Origin of the sequence: Mannheimia kashgarensis (assembly GCF_041807705.1) — a bacterium.
Taxonomy (GTDB): domain Bacteria; phylum Pseudomonadota; class Gammaproteobacteria; order Enterobacterales; family Pasteurellaceae; genus Mannheimia.
Genome location: NZ_JBGTYY010000004.1, coordinates 108,458 through 129,918 on the forward strand (window position 1 = coordinate 108,458; position 21,461 = coordinate 129,918).

Here is a 21,461-nt window from a genome sequence, read left to right on the forward strand (position 1 = left end):
GCTTGAAAACAATACTTCGGACGTTAAAATCCGAAGCATTATATCATCAATATTTAAATTGTATATTTAATATCCGTATTAACTTCTTTTCCTGCTAATTTATCTAGCATTTTTTGGGTAATTAATACGATACCTTCTTTACTCACTCTAAAATGTTTTGCATCTTCTTCTGCATTCACACCTACTTGTAAGCCATCTGGAATTATGCAATGTCGGTCAATAACCGCTCGTTTGATAATACAATTTTTGCCGATAGTAACTTGTGGCAAAATAACTGTATGTTCAATAACTGATTCCGCTTCAACGTGAACACGGTTAAACAATACCGAATTACTGATTTCAGCATCCGTAATCACACAACCACCTGCAATAAGTGAATTATCTAGTGTTCTTGCACGAGTATGATTATAGAAGAAACGTGCAGGAGCAGTTTGTTGCGGACGACCATGAATAGGCCAAGATTCATCATATAAATCAAGCTCAGGCTCTTCCGATACTAGATCCATATGGGCTGCCCAATAGCTATCTATCGTACCTACATCACGCCAGTAGATTGCCCCGCTTGCATTACGCCCTTTGCAAGAACGCTCAAATGGGTGGGCGTATAGCACGCCTTGCTCTACCGCTTTTGGAATAATATCTTTACCAAAATCGTGCGATGTACCTGGCGTTGAAGCCTCTTTTTCTAACATTTCATAGAGATAATCTGCATCAAAGACATAAATCCCCATTGAAGCTAAAGACGAATCAGGCTTACCCGGCATTGATGGTGGATCAGCTGGTTTTTCCACAAACTCTTTTACTTTGAGTTTTTCATTTACCGCCATTACCCCAAATTCTGTGGCTTGTGAACGTGGCACTTCAATACAACCTACCGTACATTTTGCTCCTTTATCAACGTGATCTTTCAGCATTTGAGTGTAATCCATTTTATAGATATGGTCGCCTGCTAAAATCACCACATATTTAGGGCGATAGTGAGATTTCATTATCGCCATATTTTGATAAACCGCATCTGCTGTACCACGATACCAAGTGTTTTCGTCTAACTGCTGACGTGCAGGTAACATATCAATGTATTGATTACGCTCATAAGGTAAGAATGACCAACCACGTTGTAAATGACGCAATAATGAATGAGCAGCATATTGAGTAATCACCCCAATTTTAAGTAAATTTGAGTTAATACAGTTAGATAACGCAAAGTCAATAATACGACGGCTTCCCCCAAAATAAACAGCTGGTTTTGCACGTTTATCTGTTAATTCATAAAGACGAGAACCTCGTCCACCAGCTAAAATTAAAACCAATGTTTCATTCGTTAAATCTTGTCTGGCAACAAGTGCGGTTGATTCTTGATTAAGCATGTTATGTCTCCAATATTTTTGTGTGAACTCCATCACTTTTTTGAAGTACGCATACTCCCATATTATTGAGCGTAACTGACTGCGTTTCTGTCATCAAAGTACCTTTTTCCTGCCCTAAAACAACTTGCCAGTTGCCCTGAGGGAGTATAAATTCTTGAGGCTGCTTATGGGCATTCATTAAAATGAGCCATTGCCCCTCGAATAAAATTGTTAATTGCCTTAACTCTTGATTATGCCAATCGCTTACCTGCATAGGCTCAGCAGATGGATTTAGCCATTGAGCTGAATCTTCAGTCCACCACTTATCTTGTTGTGATAACAGTGGAATTTGTTTGCGTATGGCAATTAAATCGCTCACATAATCCACTCTGGTTTGATTACGATTTTCCCAATCTAACCAAGTCGTTTCATTATCTTGGCAATAGCAATTGTTATTGCCTTGTTGAGTATGCCCCATTTCGTCGCCTGCGAATAACATTGGCACACCGCCTGAAAGAAGTAGGGTTGCCAATAAACTACAAGCGGTAATTTCTCGCTGATTTTTTACCAATTCCTTATTGGTTTCGCCTTCAACACCGTGATTATTACTGTGGTTTGTACCGTGTCCATCACGGTTCTCTTCGCCATTCGCAAGATTATGTTTTTTGTTGTAGCTCACTAAATCTTGTAAGTTAAAACCATCGTGGGCAGTAATAAAATTAATACTTTTCGAGCCAGAATGGTGCGAAAAAACATCATCACTTCCTGCAAATCGGCGGGCAAATGTGGCTAAATCCAGTTTTTTTCTTAGCCAAAAACGACGCATATCATCACGATAGCGGTCGTTCCATTGGTAAAAAGGGGCTGGGAATTTGCCTAACTGGTATCCGTGCATTCCAATATCCCAAGGCTCAGCAATCAGCTTAACATTCGCTAATTTCGAATGGCTTTTTATTGCTGTGAAAAAATCGGCTTTTTCGGAAAAACGTGGAGTTCTGCCTAAAATAGAGGCTAAGTCAAAACGGAAGCCATCAATATGGCATTCGTCCACCCAATAACATAAGCAATCGATTGCCCAACGGAGAATATTAATATTGGTTAAATTAAGTGTGTTACCACAACCTGTCCAATTCTCGTATTCGCCCTGCTCATTTAGCCAATAAGCGTGGTTATCAAACCCTCTAAAACTGAGCATTGCACCGTCTTTCCCACCTTCTGCAGTGTGGTTAAACACCACGTCTAAAATAACTTCAATATTGGCTTTGTGTAGCGTTTTCACTAACTGCTTAAACTCTTTAAGCGGATTTTGCTTATCTGCAGCTAATTTCGGATCAACCGCAAAATTGCCTAAAACATTATAGCCCCAATAATTGACTAAGCCTTGCTTTTGTAAATGAGGCTCGTCAATATGGTAAGTAATGGGCAGTAATTCAACGGCAGTAATACCGAGCTTTTTCAAATACGATATGGAATTTTTGTGAGCTAGCCCTGCAAAAGTACCTCTAATTTCTTGGGGAAGCTCAGGATTTAACTGGCTGAACCCTTTAATCTGCATTTCGTAAATAATAGTTTCTGCCCAAGAGTGGTAAAGTGGTGTATCATTTTCCCAATCAAAGGTTTCATCAACCACTACTGATTTAGGAGCAATCTGCCCGTTATCTCGCTCATCGTTCCAAACATACCACTTTGCCGCTTCTTCACTGCTCAGATCAGGCATTCCTTCAATGGCTTTGGCATAAGGATCAATCAACAATTTATTTGCATTAAATAGCAAACCGGCTTGTTCATTTTGTTCGCCTTGCACCCGATAGCCATATTTTGAGCCAGTTTTCACACCTTCAACAAAAATATGCCAAGTACCTTCATTTGCAATCATTGGAACGCGAGTTTCTTGATTGTTCTCATCAAAAAGGCATAATTCAATAGCGGTCGCATTTTGCGAAAAAATTGCAAAGTTTGTGCCAAATTTGCCCGCTTGCATACAGAGTGAACTGCCAAGCGGAAAAGGCTTACCTCTAAAATACTTCATTTACTTTACTGCTCTTTTCTTTTACTACTTTGCTTTTTCTTTTTTATTCGTTGCTTTTTTCTGAACAGCTTCTTTAGCCTGTTGCTTTTTCGTCTTTGTGATGAAAATAGTTGATAATGGTGGCAAGGTAATATTGATAGAATGCCTTCTGCCGTGTGATTCTATCTTTTCACTCGCAAATTTATCTTCATTGCTTACATTACTTCCACAATAGCAAGCTAAATCAGAGTTGAGAATTTCTTGATATTCGCCTGCTTCATTCACACCAATACGGTAATCTTTACGTACCACAGGTGTGAAATTACTTACGACAATAATGCTACCGCCATTTTTTGCCCTACGCTCAAAGGCAAATACAGAATTGTCGTGATCGTCTACCACAAGCCATTCAAAACCTGCTGGGTCGTAATCTTGCTCAAATAATGCTGGCGTTTTTGTGTATAAATGATTAAGTGCTTTTACCCAGCCTAATACGCCTTTATGCCACTCACCGCCTTCTTCGCCTAAAAGATACCAATCCAGACTTTCTGCAAAATTCCACTCTTTACCTTGTGCAAATTCATTGCCCATAAAGAGTAATTTTTTGCCTGGATAGCCCCACATATAACCATAATAAGCACGCAAGTTCGCAAATTTTTGCCAATAATCCCCTGGCATTTTGTTTAATAGCGAGCCTTTACCGTGAACAACTTCATCGTGTGAAAGCGGTAGCACAAATTTTTCGCTGTATTGGTATGTCATACCAAAAGTCATTAAATTATGATGATAGCGGCGATAAATCGGATCTTTTTGCATATAACGCAGGGTATCGTTCATCCAGCCCATATTCCACTTATAATTAAAGCCCAAACCACCATTTTCGGTTGGGTGGGAAACACCTGCAAAAGAAGTAGATTCTTCAGCAATCGTTGCTCCACCTTTACTTTCATCTTTTAGAATATTGTTGGTATGACGTAAGAAATCGATGGCCTCTAAATTCTCACGTCCGCCATATTTGTTTGGAATCCACTCGCCGTCTGAACGTGAATAGTCTCGATAAATCATTGAAGCAACGGCATCAACCCGCAACGCATCAATGCCAAAACGCTCAATCCAATACAACGCATTGCCTGAGAGATAATTATTTACCTCGTGTCTGCCATAGTTGAAAATCAAGGTGTTCCAATCTTTGTGATAGCCCTCTTTCGGGTCGGAATGCTCGTATAAATGCGTGCCGTCAAAATAGACTAAACCGTGTTCATCAACAGGGAAATGCCCCACTACCCAATCCAAAATTACCCCAATGCCTTTATCGTGGGCTTTTTGGATAAAATAGCGTAAGCCTTCAGGTGTACCAAAACGGCTGGTTGGCGAATAAATACCCGTAGTTTGGTAGCCCCAGGAGCCATCGAATGGAAATTCAGAAACAGGCAGTAGTTCAATATGGGTAAAGCCCATATCTTTTACATAAGGAATGAGTTCATCAGCAAGTTCTTCATAACTTAGCCAATAATTATTTTCGACATTTCGCCGCCAAGAGCCTAAATGCACTTCATAAACGGAAATCGGCTTGTCTGGTGCATTGGCATTACGACAAGTATTTTCAACAGGTACTATGCTTGGCAGCCCCGAAACAATGGAAGCGGTTTCTGGACGGAATTGTGAGGCAAAAGCGTAAGGGTCAGATTTCAAACGCAACACACCGTTGCGATCTAACACTTCAAATTTATAACAAGCCCCTTTTTGTACATTTGGAATGAAAATATCCCAAATCCCTGAATCTGGGTGGAAACGCATTGAATGAACTAATCCATTCCAGTGGTTAAAATCGCCCACTACTGAAACACGCTGAGCATTCGGTGCCCACACGCTAAAATGCACGCCGCCCACTTCGTTTTGGGTAACAAGATGAGCCCCTAATTTTTCATAAGGGCGGAGCTGCTTACCTTCGGCAAATAACCAATTATCCAGCTCTTGAATGTGGGTTTTAAAACGGTAAGGGTCTTCAATATCTACTGTTTCTCCCTCATATTCCACCAACAAGCGGTAAGAAAAATCAATTTTTTTACCAATAATTTCGGCAATAAAAAAACCTCTATCATCAATTTTTAACATTGACGATACAGGTTTTCCTTTCAAATCAATAACTTGGCAAGCAATAGCAGACAGGAGGAAAGCTCTGATGATAATACCATTATCAATAGAATGAATGCCTAAATAGGAAAAAGGGTCTTTGCAATAACCGAGAGATAATTGATCAATAAAAGTTAAATCTCTTTCGGAGTAAGTATAATCTTGCATAGGCACTCCTTGCTCAAACGTTGAATACTTATATTTTAATAGTTCTACTCTATCACTAAATAAAAATAAAAGAAGTAAATTTATTTCGTTTTTTGATGTATATCACAAAATAATTTTCCTACTAAACCGTTTTAGTTGGAGAGCTAAGGATTAAATGCAAAATTTGTGAGCTAGATCACATTTTTATAAACTTTTAGCTATAACGGTTTAGCAAAAATAGAGTAAACTAGCAGGCAAATTTATAGTTTAAAAATCAACCTTAATGCAAGGAGTTAAAATGCTTAATTTATCGGCAAAAAACATCCGTTTAAATGGTTCAGCAAATAGCAAAGAAGAGGTTATCCGTCTTGTTGCCGCTGAATTGGTCGCAAATGGTAATGTCACTGAAGGTTATGAAACCGGAATGCTTGCTCGTGAAACCCAAACTTCCACTTTTTTAGGCAATGGTATTGCCATTCCACACGGTACACTTGATACCCGTGATTTAGTGAAAGAAACAGGCGTGCAAATTATCCAAGTACCACAAGGTGTGGAATGGGGAGAAGGCAATAAGGCTTATGTGGTTATTGGTATTGCAGCTAAATCAGACGAACATCTTACTTTACTCCGCCAACTGACTACCGTGTTAAGCGATGAAGAGGCTGCTGCCACCTTAGCGAAAACGCAAAATTTAGATGAATTTATTGCTGTATTAAGCGGTAAGAAAAACCTTCCTACCTTATCTCCAGAGCTGATTTCTTTGAATGTAGAGTCTTCAAGCCTTATCACTTTATCAGCCATTAACGCCGCAAAACTACAAGAGCAGGGCTATGTTTCTCAAGCCTTTATCAGCGATGTTATTTCAAATACTGCTTTAAATTTAGGTAACAATCTCTTTATTACTGATTCAGCTAAAGGCAACCAAGCCAACGGTTTAGCTGTGGCTCGTAACACACAAGGTCAAACATTAGTTACCGTTGCTCAAACTGATAACAGCCTACAACCGCTATTAACTCAATTCCTAAAAGCTGATGTTCGTACTCAATTTGCGAATGCAACTGCGGCTCAAATTATTGCGTTCTTAAAAGGCGAGACGAATGAAGTAAATGCACCAGCTACTCTAACCTCTTCAAGTAGCCAGGTGATTGGCACATTTACTATTCGTAACGAAAACGGCTTACACGCTCGCCCATCAGCACTTTTAGTACAAGCAGTTAAACCATTCACATCAAAAATCACGGTTGAAAACTTAGACCGTAGCACACTGCCAGCGAGTGCGAAAAGTGCGATGAAAGTGGTTGCTCTAGGAGCAAGTAAAGGACACCGTTTGCGTTTTATAGCGGAAGGCGATGACGCACAACAAGCAATTGAAGCGCTACAAAAAGCGATTGCAGAAGGATTAGGCGAAAGCGTTTCATTTGTGCCAGAAGTGGAAGATACGATTGAATGTGTGGCAGTTTCTGCCCCTGTTCAAGAAGAAGTATCTGTGCCTACAGAAAACCAAAAAGAAGCAACATTCGTAATTAGAAACGAACACGGCTTACACGCTCGCCCAAGTGCGGTATTAGTAAACGAAGTGAAAAAGTTCAATGCCAAAATTGAAGTGCAAAATGTTGATAAAAATTCACCGCTTGTAAGTGCGAAAAGCCTAATGAAAATTGTGGCATTAGGGGTAACCAAAGGTACAACACTTCGTTTTGTGGCAATAGGCGATGATGCAGAAGCCGCATTGGCAAGCATTGGTGCAGCAATCGAAGCTGGTTTAGGCGAATAAGGAAGAATTATGCGTATTGCAACTGTAACCCTAAACCCTGCCTTTGACTTAGTTGGTCGGCTAAAACGCATTGAAATTGGCGAGGTAAATACTGTTGAGACCTTAGGTTTATATCCTGCTGGTAAAGGCATTAATGTGGCAAAAGTATTGGCTGATTTAGGTTTAAGCCTTGCTGTAACGGGCTTTTTAGGCGAAGAAAATCAAGGCGATTTCGTTAATGCCTTTAAACAAAACAGTCTAAATGATGAATTTTACCGCATTCACGGCAAAACCCGCATTAACGTAAAAATTACTGAAACCGAAGCAGATGTAACCGATCTTAACTTTTTAGGCTTTGAAATTTCAGCTCAAGACTGGGAAAACTTTGTCTCACAATCAGCCCAATGGAAAGATAAATTTGACTTAGTTGCCGCTTGTGGCTCGCTCCCTCGTGGTGTAAGCCCAGAGCAATTTGCCGAGTGGTTGGAATCTCTACACCAACAAGGGTTAAAAGTGGTGTTAGATACCAGTAATGCCGCTTTAACTGCTGGTTTAACTGCTCACCCTTGGCTGATTAAGCCGAACCGCCGAGAGCTTGAAGTATTAGTTGGTCATTCATTAAATTCTGTCGATGAGATTATTGAAGCAGCCCAACAGTTACGCAATCAAGGCATTGAAAATGTAATTATTTCAATGGGCGAAAAAGGCTCACTTTGGCTCAATGCTGAAGGCGTTTTACAGGCTCAACCACCTCGCTGTGAAAATGTAGTAAGTACCGTAGGGGCTGGCGATTCAATGGTGGCAGGTTTGATTTACGGTTTCGCTCAAGGTTGGGATAAAACCCAAATCCTCAAATTTGCTTCAGCCACTTCTGCCAATGCGGTAGCTCAGAGCAATGTGGGTGTGGAAGATCGTAAAGTGATTGATGAACTTTCCGAGCAAGTACAGATTACAAAACTAAATTAATTCTTTCGTAGGGGCAGGTCCTGTGCCTGCCCGCTAATTCTTAAGATTTTTCGGACGGGCACAGGATCCGTCCCTACGAATATCATTTCATATCATTATAATATAGGAACTCCAAATGAATATTTCTTTTGTATTCCCTCAAACACTTGGTAACGCTCGCCGTTTCTTAGTGAATGAAGTATTAAGCACCGCAGCTAAACAGCAAGGCCACAATGTTGTGCCAGCAAATCAAGCTGATTTTGTGGTGTTATTTGACAATAACATCACAGCAGAAGCCGCTGGTAAAAAAGGGGTAATTTTAGATTTAGAGCAAACCTTTGCTCAACCTGAAACCAGCCTTAAACAAGCGGTCGAAAATGCACAAATTTTTGCAAATGCGACTTCGGCTCTAGCTGTTTCTACTTCAGGTGTGAAAAACATCGTGGCAGTAACAGCTTGCCCAACAGGTGTGGCTCATACCTTTATGTCTGCTGAAGCGATTGAAAACTACGCTAAAGCACAAGGCTGGAATGTAAAAGTAGAAACTCGTGGTCAAGTAGGAGCTGGTAACCCAATTTCTGCAGAAGAAGTTGCTGCGGCAGATTTAGTTTTTGTCGCTGCGGATATTGATGTGGATCTAGAGAAATTCAAAGGCAAACCAATGTATCGCACATCGACAGGTTTAGCCCTCAAGAAAACCGCTCAAGAATTTGAAAAAGCCTTCGCACAAGCTAAAGTCTATGAAGGTGGTGTAGCGAAAGCAGATAATGCAGAAGCCGCTACAGGCGAGAAAAAAGGCTTGTATAAGCACTTAATGACGGGTGTTTCACATATGTTACCGCTTGTGGTTGCTGGTGGTTTATTAATTGCTATCTCCTTTATGTTTGGTATTGAAGCGTTCAAAGATGAAACCATCGCAGGCGGTTTACCAAAAGCATTAATGGACATCGGTGGTGGTGCTGCATTCCACTTAATGATTGCGGTATTTGCAGGCTATGTAGCATTTTCCATTGCTGACCGTCCGGGTTTAGCGGTAGGTCTTATTGGCGGAATGCTCGCAACCACAGCAGGTGCAGGGATTTTAGGCGGTATCGTAGCAGGTTTCCTAGCTGGTTATACCGTGAAATTCTTAAACGGAGCAATCCAACTGCCGCCAAGTTTAACTTCACTTAAACCGATTTTAATTCTACCACTATTAGGTTCAGCTATTGTTGGCTTGTTAATGATTTATCTCATTAACCCACCAGTTAAAGCCTTAATGGACGCTTTAGTAGAATGGTTAAATACAATGGGTCAAACCAACGCGATTATTTTAGGTATTGTGCTAGGTGCAATGATGTGTACTGATATGGGTGGCCCTGTAAACAAAGCGGCTTATACTTTCGGTGTAGGCTTAATTGCTTCACAACAATATATGCCAATGGCAGCAGTAATGGCAGCAGGTATGGTTCCACCAATTGGTATGGCGATTGCGACTATCATTGCTCGCAATAAATTCAACACAAACCAACGTGATGCAGGTAAAGCCTCATTTGTATTAGGTTTATGCTTTATTTCAGAAGGTGCACTACCATTCGTAGCGGCAGACCCAATTCGTGTAATCCTAAGCTCAATCTTAGGTGGAGCAACTGCTGGGGCAATTTCAATGGCTCTAGGCATTACCTTACAAGCCCCACACGGTGGTTTATTCGTAATTCCATTCGTATCACAACCATTAATGTACTTAGCGGCAATAGCTATCGGCTCAGTTGTAACAGGCGTGGTTTACGCAACTATCAAGAAAAAAGCGGAATAATTTGTTGATACAATTTTCCAAAGCAAAAAACGGAGCTAATGCTCCGTTTTTTATTTCAATACAAATCCCAAAAACTATTTTTGCGATCTGGCTCGAAAAAATAAAGTTTTATCATCGCTTATTTTCTCTCATTCATATATGCTCTAAATAACTAAAAGTTGTACTTAGTACAATTTTCTTGATTTGGAGAATAAAATGAAATATCTTACTTTCATTGAATTACAGGGGTTTAGCAAACATCGCCAGCTCTTAATGAATGATGAAGAATATCGCCAATTCCAACTCTTTTTATTAGAGAATTACACAAAAGGACGCTATATTCAGAATACTGGTGGTTGTCAAAAAATCCGTTGGGCAATCGGTAATAAAGGTAAAAGTGGCGGTGTTAGAGTTATTTATTATGTTGTCGCACCGAAAGGTAAAATTTATCTGCTATTGATGTATGCAAAAAATGAGCAAGCTAATTTAACCACTGAGCAACGCTCAATCGTAAAAAAATTAGTTGAAAAACTAGAGGAATAAAAAATGGACAAAGCATTATTTGATGATTTAGTCGCTAGTCTAAATGAAATGGTTGAAATAGAAACACAGAAAAAACAGCCTAACCCAGAACAAGTTTTCGTTCATAAAATTCCGGATGTCAAACAAATTCGAGCCAGCACTAAATTAAAACAAGCTGAATTTGCAAAAGCATTAGGCGTTAGCACTGCGGCGGTGCAATCTTGGGAAACCCATCGCCGTATTCCTACAGGCTCATCTCAAAAATTGCTCTTTTTATTAGAAAAGCAACCTGCGCTTATTCACGCTTTACGTTAGAAATTATTAGTTCTATTTAATAGGACTAATTTTTTGTTTGTCTAAAACTATCCCAACTTAATAATCCTATAGAAATTAGCAAGCAAACCATCAAAATATAGGAGCTAGAATCTAACACTTCCCCGATAGCAAATGAAAATTAATAACATCACAAGCGGTTCAACATAACCTAGCAAGCCTAACACATTAATCGGCAGTAAATTACTGGAGGCGATGTAAAGAATAAAAGCACTGCCACCTACTAAACCAAGTAAAATGAGGTAGAAATAGATATTTGGGTTTTCAACTACAACTTGGCTCATTTCCACTTGGCTGAGGTAGTACAAGGCAACAGGAAGCACTAGCAATAATTCTACAAAGAATGTAGCTAAATTATTAATTTGAAAATAACGGCGGAGGATAATATAAATCGGATAGCCCAAACCTGCTACCCAAGTCGTCCAAGAAATTGCTCCTGAAGCAATCAAACTACTACCAACGCCAATTATCGCAAAGCCTAACGAGAGCCATTTTAACCAAGTGAATTGCTCTTTGAACACTATTTTACCAAGTGCAACGACTACAATAGGTAATAAGAGATAGCCGATCGACACTTGCAATGCCTGCCCGTGATTGGGTGCCCATAAAAAGAGCCAAAGCTGTACACCTGTATTGAATGCAAGTAGTAAAATAACCATTACAAGCGGTGGATTTTGGCGAATTTTTTGCAAAAGCCCATAAAAATGCTTATGTTGCTTGAATAATATAATCGCAAGCAAAATAAATGGAATAACAACAATTATCCGAAAACCAAACATTACCTCGCCATCTAAGGGGCGAAGTAACACTGCAAAATAATAAACTACTCCAAACAATAAATTTGCTAAGAGTGAGGCTAGAATTCCTTTGAGCATTTGGCTTTACCACTAAAATTTGTCAATAATTATCTGTTATGGTATGCAAAAATTTGTAAGTATGCTAGCCATATCGCTCTTTTCCCGATACAATGCACAAAAATTTTTCACTCTTTTATTTATAGGACTTCATAATGAAAAAGATTTTTTGGATTTTATTGATCGCTGTACTTGCTGTTGGCGGTTATTCATTAACAAAATATAACGATTTAATGCGTGCAGAAGAAGATATTAACTCTGTATGGGGTAATGTAGAATCTGCGTATCAACGCCGTGCGGATTTAATTCCAAACTTAGTGAACACTGTAAAAGGTCAAGCTAACTTTGAGAAAGAAACCTTAACCTCTGTGATTGAAGCTCGTGCAAAAGCAACAGCGGTTACTATTGACCCAAGCAATGCAACCGAAGAAGATATGGTGAAATTCCAAGAAGCTCAACAAAGTGTAAACTCAGCACTTTCTCGCTTATTGGTTTCAGTTGAAAGATACCCTGAGTTAAAAGCACACGATGCGTTCTTAAATCTTCAAGCACAATTAGAAGGTACTGAAAACCGCATTAACGTTGAACGCAATAACTTCAACGAAAAAGTGAAAGAGTACAACAAAAAAGTGCGTGAATTCCCAACTAAGTTAGCAGCAATGATTATGGGCTTTAAAGCAAAACCACAGTTCAAAGCTGAAGCGGGTTCAGATAAAGCACCACAAGTAAACTTTAACTAAGTTGTATTAAATTTATCTATATTTTAAAGCAATAAGCTCTTTCAAATTCGGTGCTTATTGCTTTATTTTTAAGGGGATCAAATGGGATTATTTTCTTTTCTTTCTAACAAATTGCCTATTGATACTAATCTTATCGAACAAGCGATCTGCCATTTAGAGCAGCACACCTCTGCAGAATTGCGTGTGGTGGTGGAGCGAAAAGCCAAGATCGAGGAAATGCAAAATGCTGCCGTGGTGCGAACCAATCAACTCTTTGATGAACTCAAAATGCGAGAAACCGCACAGCGTAATGGCGTGTTGATTTATCTCTCATTTAAACCTCACTATGTTGCGGTAATTGGCGATGAAGGTATTCATCAAAAAGTCGGCGATGATTTTTGGCAAAAAATCTATCAAGCAATGTGTATTGATTGCCAAAATGGCAACTATACGCAAGCAATTTGTGAGGCAATCAAAAGTGTGGAAGAGCCACTAGCCCACTATTTCCCTTATCAAGAAAACGACCAAAATGAGTTGTCTAACGAGGTGGTAATCAAATGATGAAATCTATTTGCAAAATTTCTCACTTTTTTGACCGCTTGTTGTTCATTCTACTGGCGTTATTTAGCGTAAATGCGGTGGCGGTAACCTACCCTGAACCGCCAAATCCGTTTTATTACATCACAGATTACACTAAAAACACGCTAAGCCAGCAGGAATGGCAAACCTTAGAAGATGCGTTAATTGCCAACCGTGCTAAAACCAGCTCACAAATTGCTGTAGTAATTGTACCGAGTACCGAAGGCGAAGAGGTTTCTACCTATGCACACACCCTATTTAATAAATGGGGCATTGGACGTAGCAAAAACAACGAAAACAACGGGGTTTTATTACTGATTGCGAAAAATGACCGAAAACTTTTTATTGCCACAGGTCGAGGTTTAGAAGGAGCTTTACCTGATGCCATTGCATCAAGCATTATTCGTAATGACATTACTCCGTTCTTCAAACAAGAACAATATGCGGCAGGGATCGCACGCGGTTTGTCTGCCATTATGGCGGCCATTAACGGCGAATATGCTCCTTACGCAAGCTACGGAGAGGAAACTCAAGCATTCGATGATATTGACGGGCTACTCTTCTTCTTGTTTGCAGGAATGGTGATCTTCCTTATATTCCGCCCACGAGATAATACCTACATTAGCCCAAGCTCAATGGATCAACTCGGCAAAGTGCTAAGAGAAAGCCAACGCAGAAGTGGCGGTTTCGGCAGACACTCTGGTGGATTTGGCGGAGGCTTTGGCGGAGGTTTCGGCAGCGGCGATAGCTTCGGCGGAGGCTCATCAGGCGGTGGCGGTGCTGGCGGAAGCTGGTAATTTCACATCAATTCCAATAAGACAAATACAAGCGGTTAAATTTGCAAAAAATATTACAAATATGACCGCTTTCGTTTTTTATTCAAGTCTTATCTTAAGATACTACCAGCTTCTACCCCAAATTGTTTTGCTAATCTTTCGTACTCTTTTTCCATACTTGAAATCTCTGCTTCCATATTCTGAGCTTTCTGCTTGAAGGCATTAGCTCGAGGTTCTAACGATTTGCAGTATGCATTTGCTCCATTACAGCCGAATGAAAGGACATAAAGTTTCATATATTCACGCATATAAGTATCAATATGCTTAACCGTTCTATCTCTTAATTCTTTAACTTCTTTATGGCTAATAGCAAGTGCTTTTCCTTGTTGGATATATCTATCAAAGTTCTTATCTAAGAATTTTTCAATTTTTTCTGGAGTTTCAGGTTCTTGCATATCTGGCTCATCTTTCAAAGGTTCAGCCTCTATCCATTGCTGATATTTTATAAAATCAGATTTACCAATAGATGGATTTGTGGTCGTTTGCGAACAAGCACATAATGCAAATATAGCCATTAAACTAGCCATAAATTGAATTGCTTTTTTCATAAGTAACTCCTAGTAAAAAATATTACATTTATTACATAAAAAATAAGCGGTTATATTTGCAAAATATTTTACAAATTTAACCGCTTGTTGTTATAAAACTTCAGCTTGAGCCAAAATTTTTTCTTGCTCAAGAGCAAGTTTTTCTAATTTACGTTGCTCTCGTCTTTCTTCATCAATAGCTTCCCAAGCGTCATAGGCTTGAACAATTTTCGCAACCACTGGGTGGCGGACAATATCTTTGCTGTCAAAGAAGTTGAAGCTGAGATCAGGCACATCTTTTAGCACTTCCATTGCGTGTTTTAAGCCTGATTTTTGGCTGCGAGGTAAATCTACTTGAGTAACATCACCCGTAATCACGGCTTTAGAATTAAAGCCAATTCGGGTTAAGAACATTTTCATCTGTTCTGTAGTGGTGTTTTGGCTTTCATCTAAAATGATGAATGCATCATTTAATGTTCGCCCTCTCATATAGGCAAGTGGTGCAATTTCAATCACACCTCGCTCCATTAATTTTTGGGCTTTTTCAAAGCCAAGCATTTCAAAAAGGGCGTCGTATAGCGGGCGTAAGTAAGGTTCAATTTTCTGTCCTAAGTCGCCCGGTAAAAACCCGAGCTTCTCTCCTGCTTCAACCGCTGGGCGAGTAAGTAGAATACGTCGAATTTCTTGACGCTCTAAAGATTCCACCGCTGCTGCTACGGCTAAGAAGGTTTTCCCCGTACCTGCCGGCCCGATACCAAAGCTGATGTCGTGGCTTAAAATATTGCGGAGATAGGCTTGTTGATGTTCGCCTCGAGGCTTAATCACACCTCGTTTGGTTTTGATTGCAATCTCGCCTTGTGTACCGGCTTGCCATTGGTTTTGTAGCAACATTCGGCTTTCTTGAATGGCTAAATGCACGTCTTCCAAATCCAACTCTTTGATTTTGCCTTTAATCGGTGCGGTTTCATTATAGAGCTGTTTAATGAGCTTTACGCTATTTTGAATGAGGCTGGCAGAATAATGGTTTTCGTCTGCGGATTGAATGGTAAAGTTAAACCCTTGACGGGAAATAACTAAGTTAAAACTTTTTTCGATAAGAGCTAAATGCTCGTCAAACGCACCGCAAAGTGATTGCAGACGTGCGTTGTCTTGAGGTTCTAAACTAAAAATAATTTCGTTCAAAGTATTGCCTTCTGTTAAAGTCCACAGAAACTTTCGGGAATATTTGCGGACAATTTCTTCCAAATTTCGCCGCTCGATTGACGATTTTTTGCCATACAAGCGGTCGCTTTTTCACTATCTTTTGCAATGCAGGCTGCAAGTAGGGAACGGTAAAAGTTTAAGGTTAATTGACGGTTGTTCGGGTCATCAAAAAATATTTTCGCCACTTGATGATACATAGATTTGAAACTATTCAAAATCAAGGCATAAACAGGTTTATTTGCTAAAAAAGTAAACTTCCTGAACAATTTGTAATCAAATTCTGCATAAGCAGTTGCGGTGTTTTCGAGATTATCTAAGCCATCAAAGAGTTTTGCACTTTCTTCAGGAGCAAGTTTAACTGCTTCAGGAATATAGGCCTCTGCCATACGGGTTCTGAGTGAAACTACGTTTGAAATCACAACGGGCAGGTAGTTTTTGTCCAGCTTAATAATAGTACCAATAATATTCGGACCAGCTGTTTGCCAAATATCATTCACTTTGGTTGGTTTGCCATGTTGAATATTTAGCCAGCCTTCACGGGCTAAGCGTTGCAAAACTTCTCTTAATGTAGTTCTGGTAACACCGATACGTTCGGCAAGCTCTCTTTCTGCTGGAAGATCTGTGCCCGCCGGAAAGTGGTTATTCCAAATGCTTTTTACAATATACTCTTCCGCTAATGCTGCCGGGCTTTGTGCCTTTAAAATACCGCTGTTTTCCATTAATTCCCCCAAAACATAAAAAATTTATGTTTTAACAAATGATTTTTTATTTGTGATCAATTATTATGGCTAAAAATTTAGTAAGCTATTATCCTTTAATCTAAACTATATTACAATTGCAATATTATTTTCAATTTTGAGGTTTTTATGAGTAATCTTGACGCTCTTTTTAAGAGTTTCTTAGGGAAAAGCCCTGAATGGTACAAACTCTGTATTTTGGCATTTTTAATTATTAATCCTCTTATTTATTTCTTTATTAGTCCTTTTGTTGCAGGTTGGTTCTTAGTTGCTGAATTTATTTTTACCCTTGCAATGGCGTTGAAATGTTACCCGTTACAACCTGGTGGTCTACTGGCTATTGAGGCAGTTATCATCGGTATGACCAGCCCGAAACACATAAAACACGAAATTATTGCTAATTTTGATGTCATTTTGCTCTTGATGTTTATGGTGGCAGGTATTTATTTTATGAAGCAACTTCTGCTTTATATTTTTACCAAACTCCTCGTTGCTATCCACTCTAAAAAAATTCTCTCCCTTTCTTTCTGTTTAAGCGCCGCATTTTTATCTGCATTTCTTGATGCCTTAACGGTTATTGCAGTTATTATTAGCGTGGGAACAGGCTTTTATGGGGTATATCACAAAGTTGCTTCAGGCAATAGTTTTGATGATTCAACCGATATTACCAATGATGAAAAAATTCTGACTAACAAAGAAATTTTAGAGCAATTTCGTGGTTTCTTAAGAAGTTTATTAATGCACGCAGGTGTAGGTTCTGCCTTAGGTGGCGTGATGACGATGGTAGGGGAGCCACAGAACTTAATTATTGCTTCACAAGCTGAATGGGGCTTTATTGAATTCTTATTACGAGTTCTACCTGTTAGCTTTCCTGTATTAATTTGCGGTATTGCAACTTGTTTTATTGTTGAAAAGTACAAGTTATTCGGGTATGGCGATAGATTACCTCGCCGCGTGTGGGTTGTACTTGCTCGCTATAATCAATTAAAAGAGCAGAAAATGACGAAGCAAGATAAGCTAAAAATGATTGTGCAAGCCATTGCAGGCGTTTGGCTCATCATCGGTTTAGCATTGCACCTTGCTGATGTAGGGATTATCGGTTTAACTATTATCATCATCTGTACTGCATTTTGTGGCATTACTGATGAACACGCTTTGGGTAAAGCATTCCAAGAATCAATGCCGTTTACCGCATTATTAATCGTATTCTTCTCTATTGTTGCTGTGATTATCGATCTAAAATTATTCCAACCGATTATTTCATTTGTATTAGCTTCAGAGCCTCAATCTCAATTAGCTCTATTTTATATATTCAACGGATTACTCTCGATGATTTCAGATAACGTATTCGTGGGCACGGTTTATATTAATGAAGCTAAAACCGCATTAGAAAGTGGGATTATCGGGCGTGAACAATTTGACTTAGTTGCCGTTGCGATTAATACTGGAACAAACCTCCCATCTGTTGCAACACCAAATGGACAAGCTGCTTTCTTGTTCCTATTAACTTCTTCGTTTGCTCCATTAATTAAGCTCTCTTATGGCAGAATGGTATATATGGCTCTGCCTTATACTATCGTACTTTCTATTGTTGGCTTCTTAGCATTGGAATTTTTACTGCCATCAATGACAGAGCTAATGCTAAGCTGGGGCTGGTTTGTTACACGCTAATCTCAGATAGATAAGCGATACCAAATCAGGTAGAATGAATGCATTTGATAAATATAAGGAATCATTATGCTCCATTATTTTAAAAATCTATCACTCTCTCGTGGTGCGTGGTGTTTTCTGGTATTAAGCTGTATTGTGCTGGAAGGTGTCGCCCTATACTTTCAACACGGAATTGGCTTAGTGCCTTGCGTAATGTGCATTTATGAACGGGTTGCTTTATTTGGTATTTTATTTGCAGGCGTTTTAGGTTTTCTTGGCAACCGCTACGCTGTTCTTCGCTGGTTGGCAATTTTGATTTGGCTCGGTAGTGCCTTTAAAGGCTTAACGCTGGCACTTAAGCATCACGATTATCAAGTTAATCCTTCGCCTTGGAATCAATGCGAATTTAAAGTTGATTTTCCACAAACACTACCGCTTGACCAATGGATTCCAAGCGTATTTGCACCCGGTCCGATAAACTGTAGCCAAAGCCAATGGGAGATGTTTGGCTTTTCAATGGCTCAATGGCTAATCTTTACTTTTGCGGTGTACCTGATTTTTGCGGTGATTGTGCTAATCAGCCAATTTAAACGTAGCCGACAAAAAAATAGCTTTATTTTCCGTTAATACGGGTTACAAGCGGTAAGATTTTGCAAAAAATTTGTAAAATCTTACCGCTTATTTATTAGGAGAAACGAATGTCTAACTATAAAAATCTTTCCACTAAACTTGTTCATACCGGGCGTAAAAAACGCTATACACAAGGGGCGGTAAACCCTATTATTCAACGAGCTTCCTCTTTAATGTTTGACACCTTAGAAGATAAAAAATACGCAACCCAAAACCGCTATCAAGGGGCTTTATTTTATGGACGACGTGGCACACTCACTCATTTTTCACTGCAAGAGGCAATGTGTGAGTTAGAAGGAGGTGCAGGTTGCTATCTCTACCCTTGCGGTGCAGCAGCTGTAACAAATTCGATTTTAGCCTTTGTGGAACAAGGCGACCACGTTTTAATGACAGGGGCAGCTTATGAACCGACCCAAGAGTTCTGTAATGTGCTTTTAAAACGAATGGGCGTTTCAACAACCTATTACGATCCGATGATCGGCGAAGGATTGAAAGCTCTTGTCCAACCTAACACTAAAGTACTTTTTTTAGAATCGCCAAGCTCGCTTACTATGGAAGTGCCTGATATTCCAACGTTAGTAAAAGTAGCTCGTGAAGTCAATCCTGAAATCGTGATTATGATCGATAATACTTGGTCTGCTGGCGTGTTATTTCCTGCCTTAGAACACGGCATTGATATTTCCATTCAAGCTGGCACGAAATATTTGGTCGGACATTCTGATGTGATGATCGGCACCGCAGTATCTAACGCTCGCTGTTGGGATAAATTGCGTGAAGGTTCTTATTTAATGGGGCAAATGGTTGATGCCGATTCCGCCTACACTACCGCACGTGGCTTACGCACCTTAGGCATTCGCTTAGCTCAGCACGAAAAAAGCAGTATTGAAATCGCAAATTGGCTGACAAAACGTCCTGAAGTGAAAGCAGTTTACCACCCTACACTTGAGAGTTGTTTTGGTAACGAGTTTTTCAAACGTGATTTTTTAGGATCAAGCGGTCTATTTTCATTTGAACTTTGCGAAAAGCTCTCTCCAGAAAAATTAGCCAACTTCTTAGAACACTTTGAGCTGTTTTCAATGGCATATTCTTGGGGTGGCTTTGAATCCCTTATTCTTGCCAACCAACCCGAAGAAATCGCCCGCATTCGCCCAGCCATTGAACGTAAGCTCACCGGTACATTAATTCGTATTCACGTCGGCTTAGAAGCCGTTGAAGATTTAATTGCTGATTTAGAGCAAGGGTTTGAGAGAATTAAGTAATCAAACTTCTTTATTCGTCAAGCAACAAAAGTGATTTTTTCGATCTCTGTCGAAAAAATCACTTTTTCATTTTGTGCCATTTTTCTATTTTATTTATGCTATTCCTTATCTTGTAAAAGGTATAAAAAAGGAATAGTATGTATATAGATTTGCAATATAGCACTCCACTAGTCTTTGAATACGATCCTAATAAGAGTGAAATCAATTTAGCCAAACACGGCATTGATTTTGAACAAGCAAAGTTGTTGTGGAATGATGAAAAAAGAGTAACATTAGTTTCTCGTTCAGATATAGAGCCTCGTTATCTAACTGTTGCTAAACTTTTCGGGAAACATTGGAGTGCATTTTTTACAATGCGAAATGATGCTATTCGACTTATTTCTGTCAGACGTTCACGAAAAAAGGAAATATCTTGTTATGAAAAATACCATTAGTGCTGAAGAACTAGAACGTATCTTTGATGAAGGAAAAGAAGATGTTATTCAATATTTTGATCTTTCAACCGCTCATCGCCCTGGACAAATAAAGCGTGTCAATGTGGATTTTCCAAATTGGATGGTAGAGGCCTTAGATAAACAAGCTCGCCATTTAGGCGTACCTCGCCAAGCATTGATTAAAATGTGGATTGCAGAAAAATTACCGCCTCAGCCTATTAAATAACAAAAGGGAGATAAACTATCTCCCTTATTCAAGACTATACACCATATTTTTCACGATATTCACGCATCTTCGGTAAATAAGGTGCGTATTGTTCTGATTTTTCAATAAAAGTAACTAAATCATCAAAATCCACAATCGAGAACACTTGGCAGCCGTAATCACGCTCCACTTCCTGAATAGCAGATAGTTCCCCCTTACCTTTCTCTTTACGATTTAAGGCAATCAGCACACCCGCTAATTGGGCATTGTTAGCATTGATAATTTCCATTGACTCACGAATTGCTGTGCCTGCAGTAATAACATCATCAACCAGCAAGATCTTACCTTTTAATGGAGAACCAATTAAATTGCCCCCTTCGCCGTGATCTTTTGCTTCTTTGCGGTTAAAACAACACGGTTTATCCACATCAAATTGGTTAGCTAACGCCACCGCAACTGTGGTTGCAATCGGAATACCTTTGTAAGCCGGGCCAAATAACACATCATACTCAATGTTGGAGGCTTGAATGGCTTGTGCGTAATATTCGCCAAGTTTGGCTAAATCACGCCCTGTATTAAATAATCCAGCATTGAAGAAATAAGGGCTAATTCGCCCCGATTTTAGGGTAAATTCGCCAAATTTTAGCACATTGCGGCTAAGGGCAAATTCGATAAAGTCGTGTTTGTATTGTTGCATTTTGTTGTTTTCCTTTATATGTAGCAACTGTATCTCCTCAACATTTTTGGCAAGATACAAATTCGTTAATTAAACCACGTGAGCATTCCACTGTGAGCCATCACGGACGATGGCATTAATCACGGTTAAAAGCTTACGCATACAGGCGTTTACCGCCACTTTGAACGGTT

Annotated in this window: 20 protein-coding genes and 1 pseudogene; 13 read left to right on the plus strand and 8 right to left on the minus strand. The window is 39.5% G+C overall.

Translation table 11 applies throughout. The annotated features are described in order from the left end of the window. Positions 1-53: 53 nt before the first annotated feature. From glgC to glgB, 3 genes are read right to left on the minus strand one after another with little or no spacing between them, the layout of a single operon-like run. Positions 54-1,367, minus strand: coding sequence for a glucose-1-phosphate adenylyltransferase (gene glgC / locus ACERCF_RS03645; RefSeq protein ID WP_373624647.1), 1,314 nt, complete (start codon positions 1,365-1,367; stop codon positions 54-56). Position 1,368: 1 nt separating this feature from the next. Continuing rightward, entirely contained in the window at positions 1,369-3,375 is a 2,007-nt protein-coding gene (glgX, locus tag ACERCF_RS03650) for a glycogen debranching protein GlgX (protein WP_373624648.1), read from the minus strand. 24 nt (positions 3,376-3,399) lie between these two features. Next, complete coding sequence (gene glgB, locus ACERCF_RS03655) at positions 3,400-5,655, minus strand: 1,4-alpha-glucan branching protein GlgB (RefSeq protein ID WP_373624649.1); 2,256 nt, start codon at positions 5,653-5,655, stop codon at positions 3,400-3,402. A 277-nt stretch (positions 5,656-5,932) separates the two neighbouring features. Here glgB and fruB point away from each other — a divergent pair, with 277 nt between their 5' ends. The 5 genes from fruB to nadS all read left to right on the plus strand — a co-directional run bounded on the left by fruB (position 5,933) and on the right by nadS (position 10,943). Next, positions 5,933-7,408: a fused PTS fructose transporter subunit IIA/HPr protein gene (gene fruB / locus ACERCF_RS03660; RefSeq protein ID WP_373624650.1), complete on the plus strand. Its 1,476-nt coding sequence runs from the start codon at positions 5,933-5,935 to the stop codon at positions 7,406-7,408. A 9-nt stretch (positions 7,409-7,417) separates the two neighbouring features. Further along, entirely contained in the window at positions 7,418-8,353 is a 936-nt protein-coding gene (gene fruK / locus ACERCF_RS03665; RefSeq protein WP_373624651.1) for a 1-phosphofructokinase, read from the plus strand. A gap of 115 nt (positions 8,354-8,468) precedes the next feature. Then, on the plus strand, positions 8,469-10,127 hold the full coding sequence (locus ACERCF_RS03670; RefSeq protein WP_373624652.1) for a fructose-specific PTS transporter subunit EIIC: 1,659 nt from the start codon (positions 8,469-8,471) through the stop codon (positions 10,125-10,127). A 195-nt stretch (positions 10,128-10,322) separates the two neighbouring features. Further along, positions 10,323-10,649: a type II toxin-antitoxin system RelE/ParE family toxin gene (locus ACERCF_RS03675; RefSeq protein WP_373610844.1), complete on the plus strand. Its 327-nt coding sequence runs from the start codon at positions 10,323-10,325 to the stop codon at positions 10,647-10,649. A 3-nt stretch (positions 10,650-10,652) separates the two neighbouring features. Beyond that, a complete protein-coding gene (gene nadS, locus ACERCF_RS03680) occupies positions 10,653-10,943 on the plus strand; it encodes a NadS family protein (RefSeq protein ID WP_373610845.1) in 291 nt (96 codons plus the stop codon). Positions 10,944-10,968: 25 nt separating this feature from the next. Here nadS and rarD read toward each other — a convergent pair. Continuing rightward, positions 10,969-11,836, minus strand: a pseudogene (gene rarD / locus ACERCF_RS03685) (EamA family transporter RarD). A 134-nt stretch (positions 11,837-11,970) separates the two neighbouring features. Between rarD and ACERCF_RS03690 the strand changes: the two are divergent. The 3 genes from ACERCF_RS03690 (at position 11,971) to ACERCF_RS03700 (ending at position 13,910) form a co-directional block, all read left to right on the plus strand. Beyond that, complete coding sequence (locus tag ACERCF_RS03690) at positions 11,971-12,555, plus strand: LemA family protein (protein WP_373610846.1); 585 nt, start codon at positions 11,971-11,973, stop codon at positions 12,553-12,555. Positions 12,556-12,636: 81 nt separating this feature from the next. Beyond that, positions 12,637-13,095, plus strand: a complete 459-nt coding sequence (locus ACERCF_RS03695) for a TPM domain-containing protein (protein WP_373624653.1) — start codon at positions 12,637-12,639, stop codon at positions 13,093-13,095. Beyond that, on the plus strand, positions 13,092-13,910 hold the full coding sequence (locus ACERCF_RS03700; RefSeq protein WP_373624654.1) for a TPM domain-containing protein: 819 nt from the start codon (positions 13,092-13,094) through the stop codon (positions 13,908-13,910). Before ACERCF_RS03695 ends, ACERCF_RS03700 begins: the two co-directional genes overlap by 4 nt. 89 nt (positions 13,911-13,999) lie before the next feature. Here the strand turns inward: ACERCF_RS03700 and ACERCF_RS03705 are convergent, their stop codons facing one another. The 3 genes from ACERCF_RS03705 to fadR all read right to left on the minus strand — a co-directional run bounded on the left by ACERCF_RS03705 (position 14,000) and on the right by fadR (position 16,398). Then, positions 14,000-14,497, minus strand: a complete 498-nt coding sequence (locus tag ACERCF_RS03705; protein ID WP_373610849.1) for a hypothetical protein — start codon at positions 14,495-14,497, stop codon at positions 14,000-14,002. A 90-nt stretch (positions 14,498-14,587) separates the two neighbouring features. Continuing rightward, on the minus strand, positions 14,588-15,658 hold the full coding sequence (locus ACERCF_RS03710; RefSeq protein ID WP_373610850.1) for a PhoH family protein: 1,071 nt from the start codon (positions 15,656-15,658) through the stop codon (positions 14,588-14,590). Positions 15,659-15,672: 14 nt separating this feature from the next. Further along, positions 15,673-16,398: a fatty acid metabolism transcriptional regulator FadR gene (gene fadR / locus ACERCF_RS03715; RefSeq protein ID WP_373610851.1), complete on the minus strand. Its 726-nt coding sequence runs from the start codon at positions 16,396-16,398 to the stop codon at positions 15,673-15,675. Between the two features lie 147 nt (positions 16,399-16,545). On the opposite strand from fadR, the gene nhaB reads away from it, so the two are divergent. From nhaB to brnA, 5 genes are all read left to right on the plus strand, one after another. Continuing rightward, a complete protein-coding gene (nhaB, locus tag ACERCF_RS03720; RefSeq protein WP_373624655.1) occupies positions 16,546-18,087 on the plus strand; it encodes a sodium/proton antiporter NhaB in 1,542 nt (513 codons plus the stop codon). 66 nt (positions 18,088-18,153) lie between these two features. After that, positions 18,154-18,693: a disulfide bond formation protein DsbB gene (gene dsbB / locus ACERCF_RS03725; RefSeq protein ID WP_373624656.1), complete on the plus strand. Its 540-nt coding sequence runs from the start codon at positions 18,154-18,156 to the stop codon at positions 18,691-18,693. A gap of 71 nt (positions 18,694-18,764) precedes the next feature. Further along, positions 18,765-19,955 carry a cystathionine beta-lyase gene (gene metC / locus ACERCF_RS03730; RefSeq protein WP_373624657.1) on the plus strand — a complete coding sequence of 397 codons (1,191 nt, stop codon included), beginning with the start codon at positions 18,765-18,767 and terminating at the stop codon, positions 19,953-19,955. 137 nt (positions 19,956-20,092) lie between these two features. After that, on the plus strand, positions 20,093-20,389 hold the full coding sequence (locus ACERCF_RS03735) for a BrnT family toxin (protein ID WP_373624658.1): 297 nt from the start codon (positions 20,093-20,095) through the stop codon (positions 20,387-20,389). After that, entirely contained in the window at positions 20,373-20,615 is a 243-nt protein-coding gene (brnA, locus tag ACERCF_RS03740; protein WP_373610856.1) for a type II toxin-antitoxin system BrnA family antitoxin, read from the plus strand. The genes ACERCF_RS03735 and brnA overlap by 17 nt, the downstream gene beginning before the upstream one ends. A 34-nt stretch (positions 20,616-20,649) precedes the next feature. Here brnA and pyrE read toward each other — a convergent pair whose 3' ends face one another. After that, a complete protein-coding gene (pyrE, locus tag ACERCF_RS03745; protein ID WP_373624659.1) occupies positions 20,650-21,291 on the minus strand; it encodes an orotate phosphoribosyltransferase in 642 nt (213 codons plus the stop codon). Between the last annotated feature and the right edge of the window lie 170 nt (positions 21,292-21,461).

Excerpts from the sequence above, each read along its gene's own strand:
- fruB (WP_373624650.1), top strand. The coding sequence starts at position 5,933 with ATGCTTAATTTATCGGCAAAAAACATCCGTTTAAATGGTTCAGCAAAT.
- brnA (WP_373610856.1), top strand. The coding sequence starts at position 20,373 with ATGAAAAATACCATTAGTGCTGAAGAACTAGAACGTATCTTTGATGAA.
- pyrE (WP_373624659.1), bottom strand. The coding sequence starts at position 21,291 with ATGCAACAATACAAACACGACTTTATCGAATTTGCCCTTAGCCGCAAT.
- ACERCF_RS03700 (WP_373624654.1), top strand. The coding sequence starts at position 13,092 with ATGATGAAATCTATTTGCAAAATTTCTCACTTTTTTGACCGCTTGTTG.
- glgC (WP_373624647.1), bottom strand. The coding sequence starts at position 1,367 with ATGCTTAATCAAGAATCAACCGCACTTGTTGCCAGACAAGATTTAACG.
- fruK (WP_373624651.1), top strand. The coding sequence starts at position 7,418 with ATGCGTATTGCAACTGTAACCCTAAACCCTGCCTTTGACTTAGTTGGT.
- fadR (WP_373610851.1), bottom strand. The coding sequence starts at position 16,398 with ATGGAAAACAGCGGTATTTTAAAGGCACAAAGCCCGGCAGCATTAGCG.
- glgX (WP_373624648.1), bottom strand. The coding sequence starts at position 3,375 with ATGAAGTATTTTAGAGGTAAGCCTTTTCCGCTTGGCAGTTCACTCTGT.
- ACERCF_RS03670 (WP_373624652.1), top strand. The coding sequence starts at position 8,469 with ATGAATATTTCTTTTGTATTCCCTCAAACACTTGGTAACGCTCGCCGT.
- ACERCF_RS03735 (WP_373624658.1), top strand. The coding sequence starts at position 20,093 with ATGTATATAGATTTGCAATATAGCACTCCACTAGTCTTTGAATACGAT.
- ACERCF_RS03675 (WP_373610844.1), top strand. The coding sequence starts at position 10,323 with ATGAAATATCTTACTTTCATTGAATTACAGGGGTTTAGCAAACATCGC.
- nadS (WP_373610845.1), top strand. The coding sequence starts at position 10,653 with ATGGACAAAGCATTATTTGATGATTTAGTCGCTAGTCTAAATGAAATG.
- glgB (WP_373624649.1), bottom strand. The coding sequence starts at position 5,655 with ATGCAAGATTATACTTACTCCGAAAGAGATTTAACTTTTATTGATCAA.
- dsbB (WP_373624656.1), top strand. The coding sequence starts at position 18,154 with ATGCTCCATTATTTTAAAAATCTATCACTCTCTCGTGGTGCGTGGTGT.
- ACERCF_RS03705 (WP_373610849.1), bottom strand. The coding sequence starts at position 14,497 with ATGAAAAAAGCAATTCAATTTATGGCTAGTTTAATGGCTATATTTGCA.
- ACERCF_RS03695 (WP_373624653.1), top strand. The coding sequence starts at position 12,637 with ATGGGATTATTTTCTTTTCTTTCTAACAAATTGCCTATTGATACTAAT.
- metC (WP_373624657.1), top strand. The coding sequence starts at position 18,765 with ATGTCTAACTATAAAAATCTTTCCACTAAACTTGTTCATACCGGGCGT.
- ACERCF_RS03690 (WP_373610846.1), top strand. The coding sequence starts at position 11,971 with ATGAAAAAGATTTTTTGGATTTTATTGATCGCTGTACTTGCTGTTGGC.
- nhaB (WP_373624655.1), top strand. The coding sequence starts at position 16,546 with ATGAGTAATCTTGACGCTCTTTTTAAGAGTTTCTTAGGGAAAAGCCCT.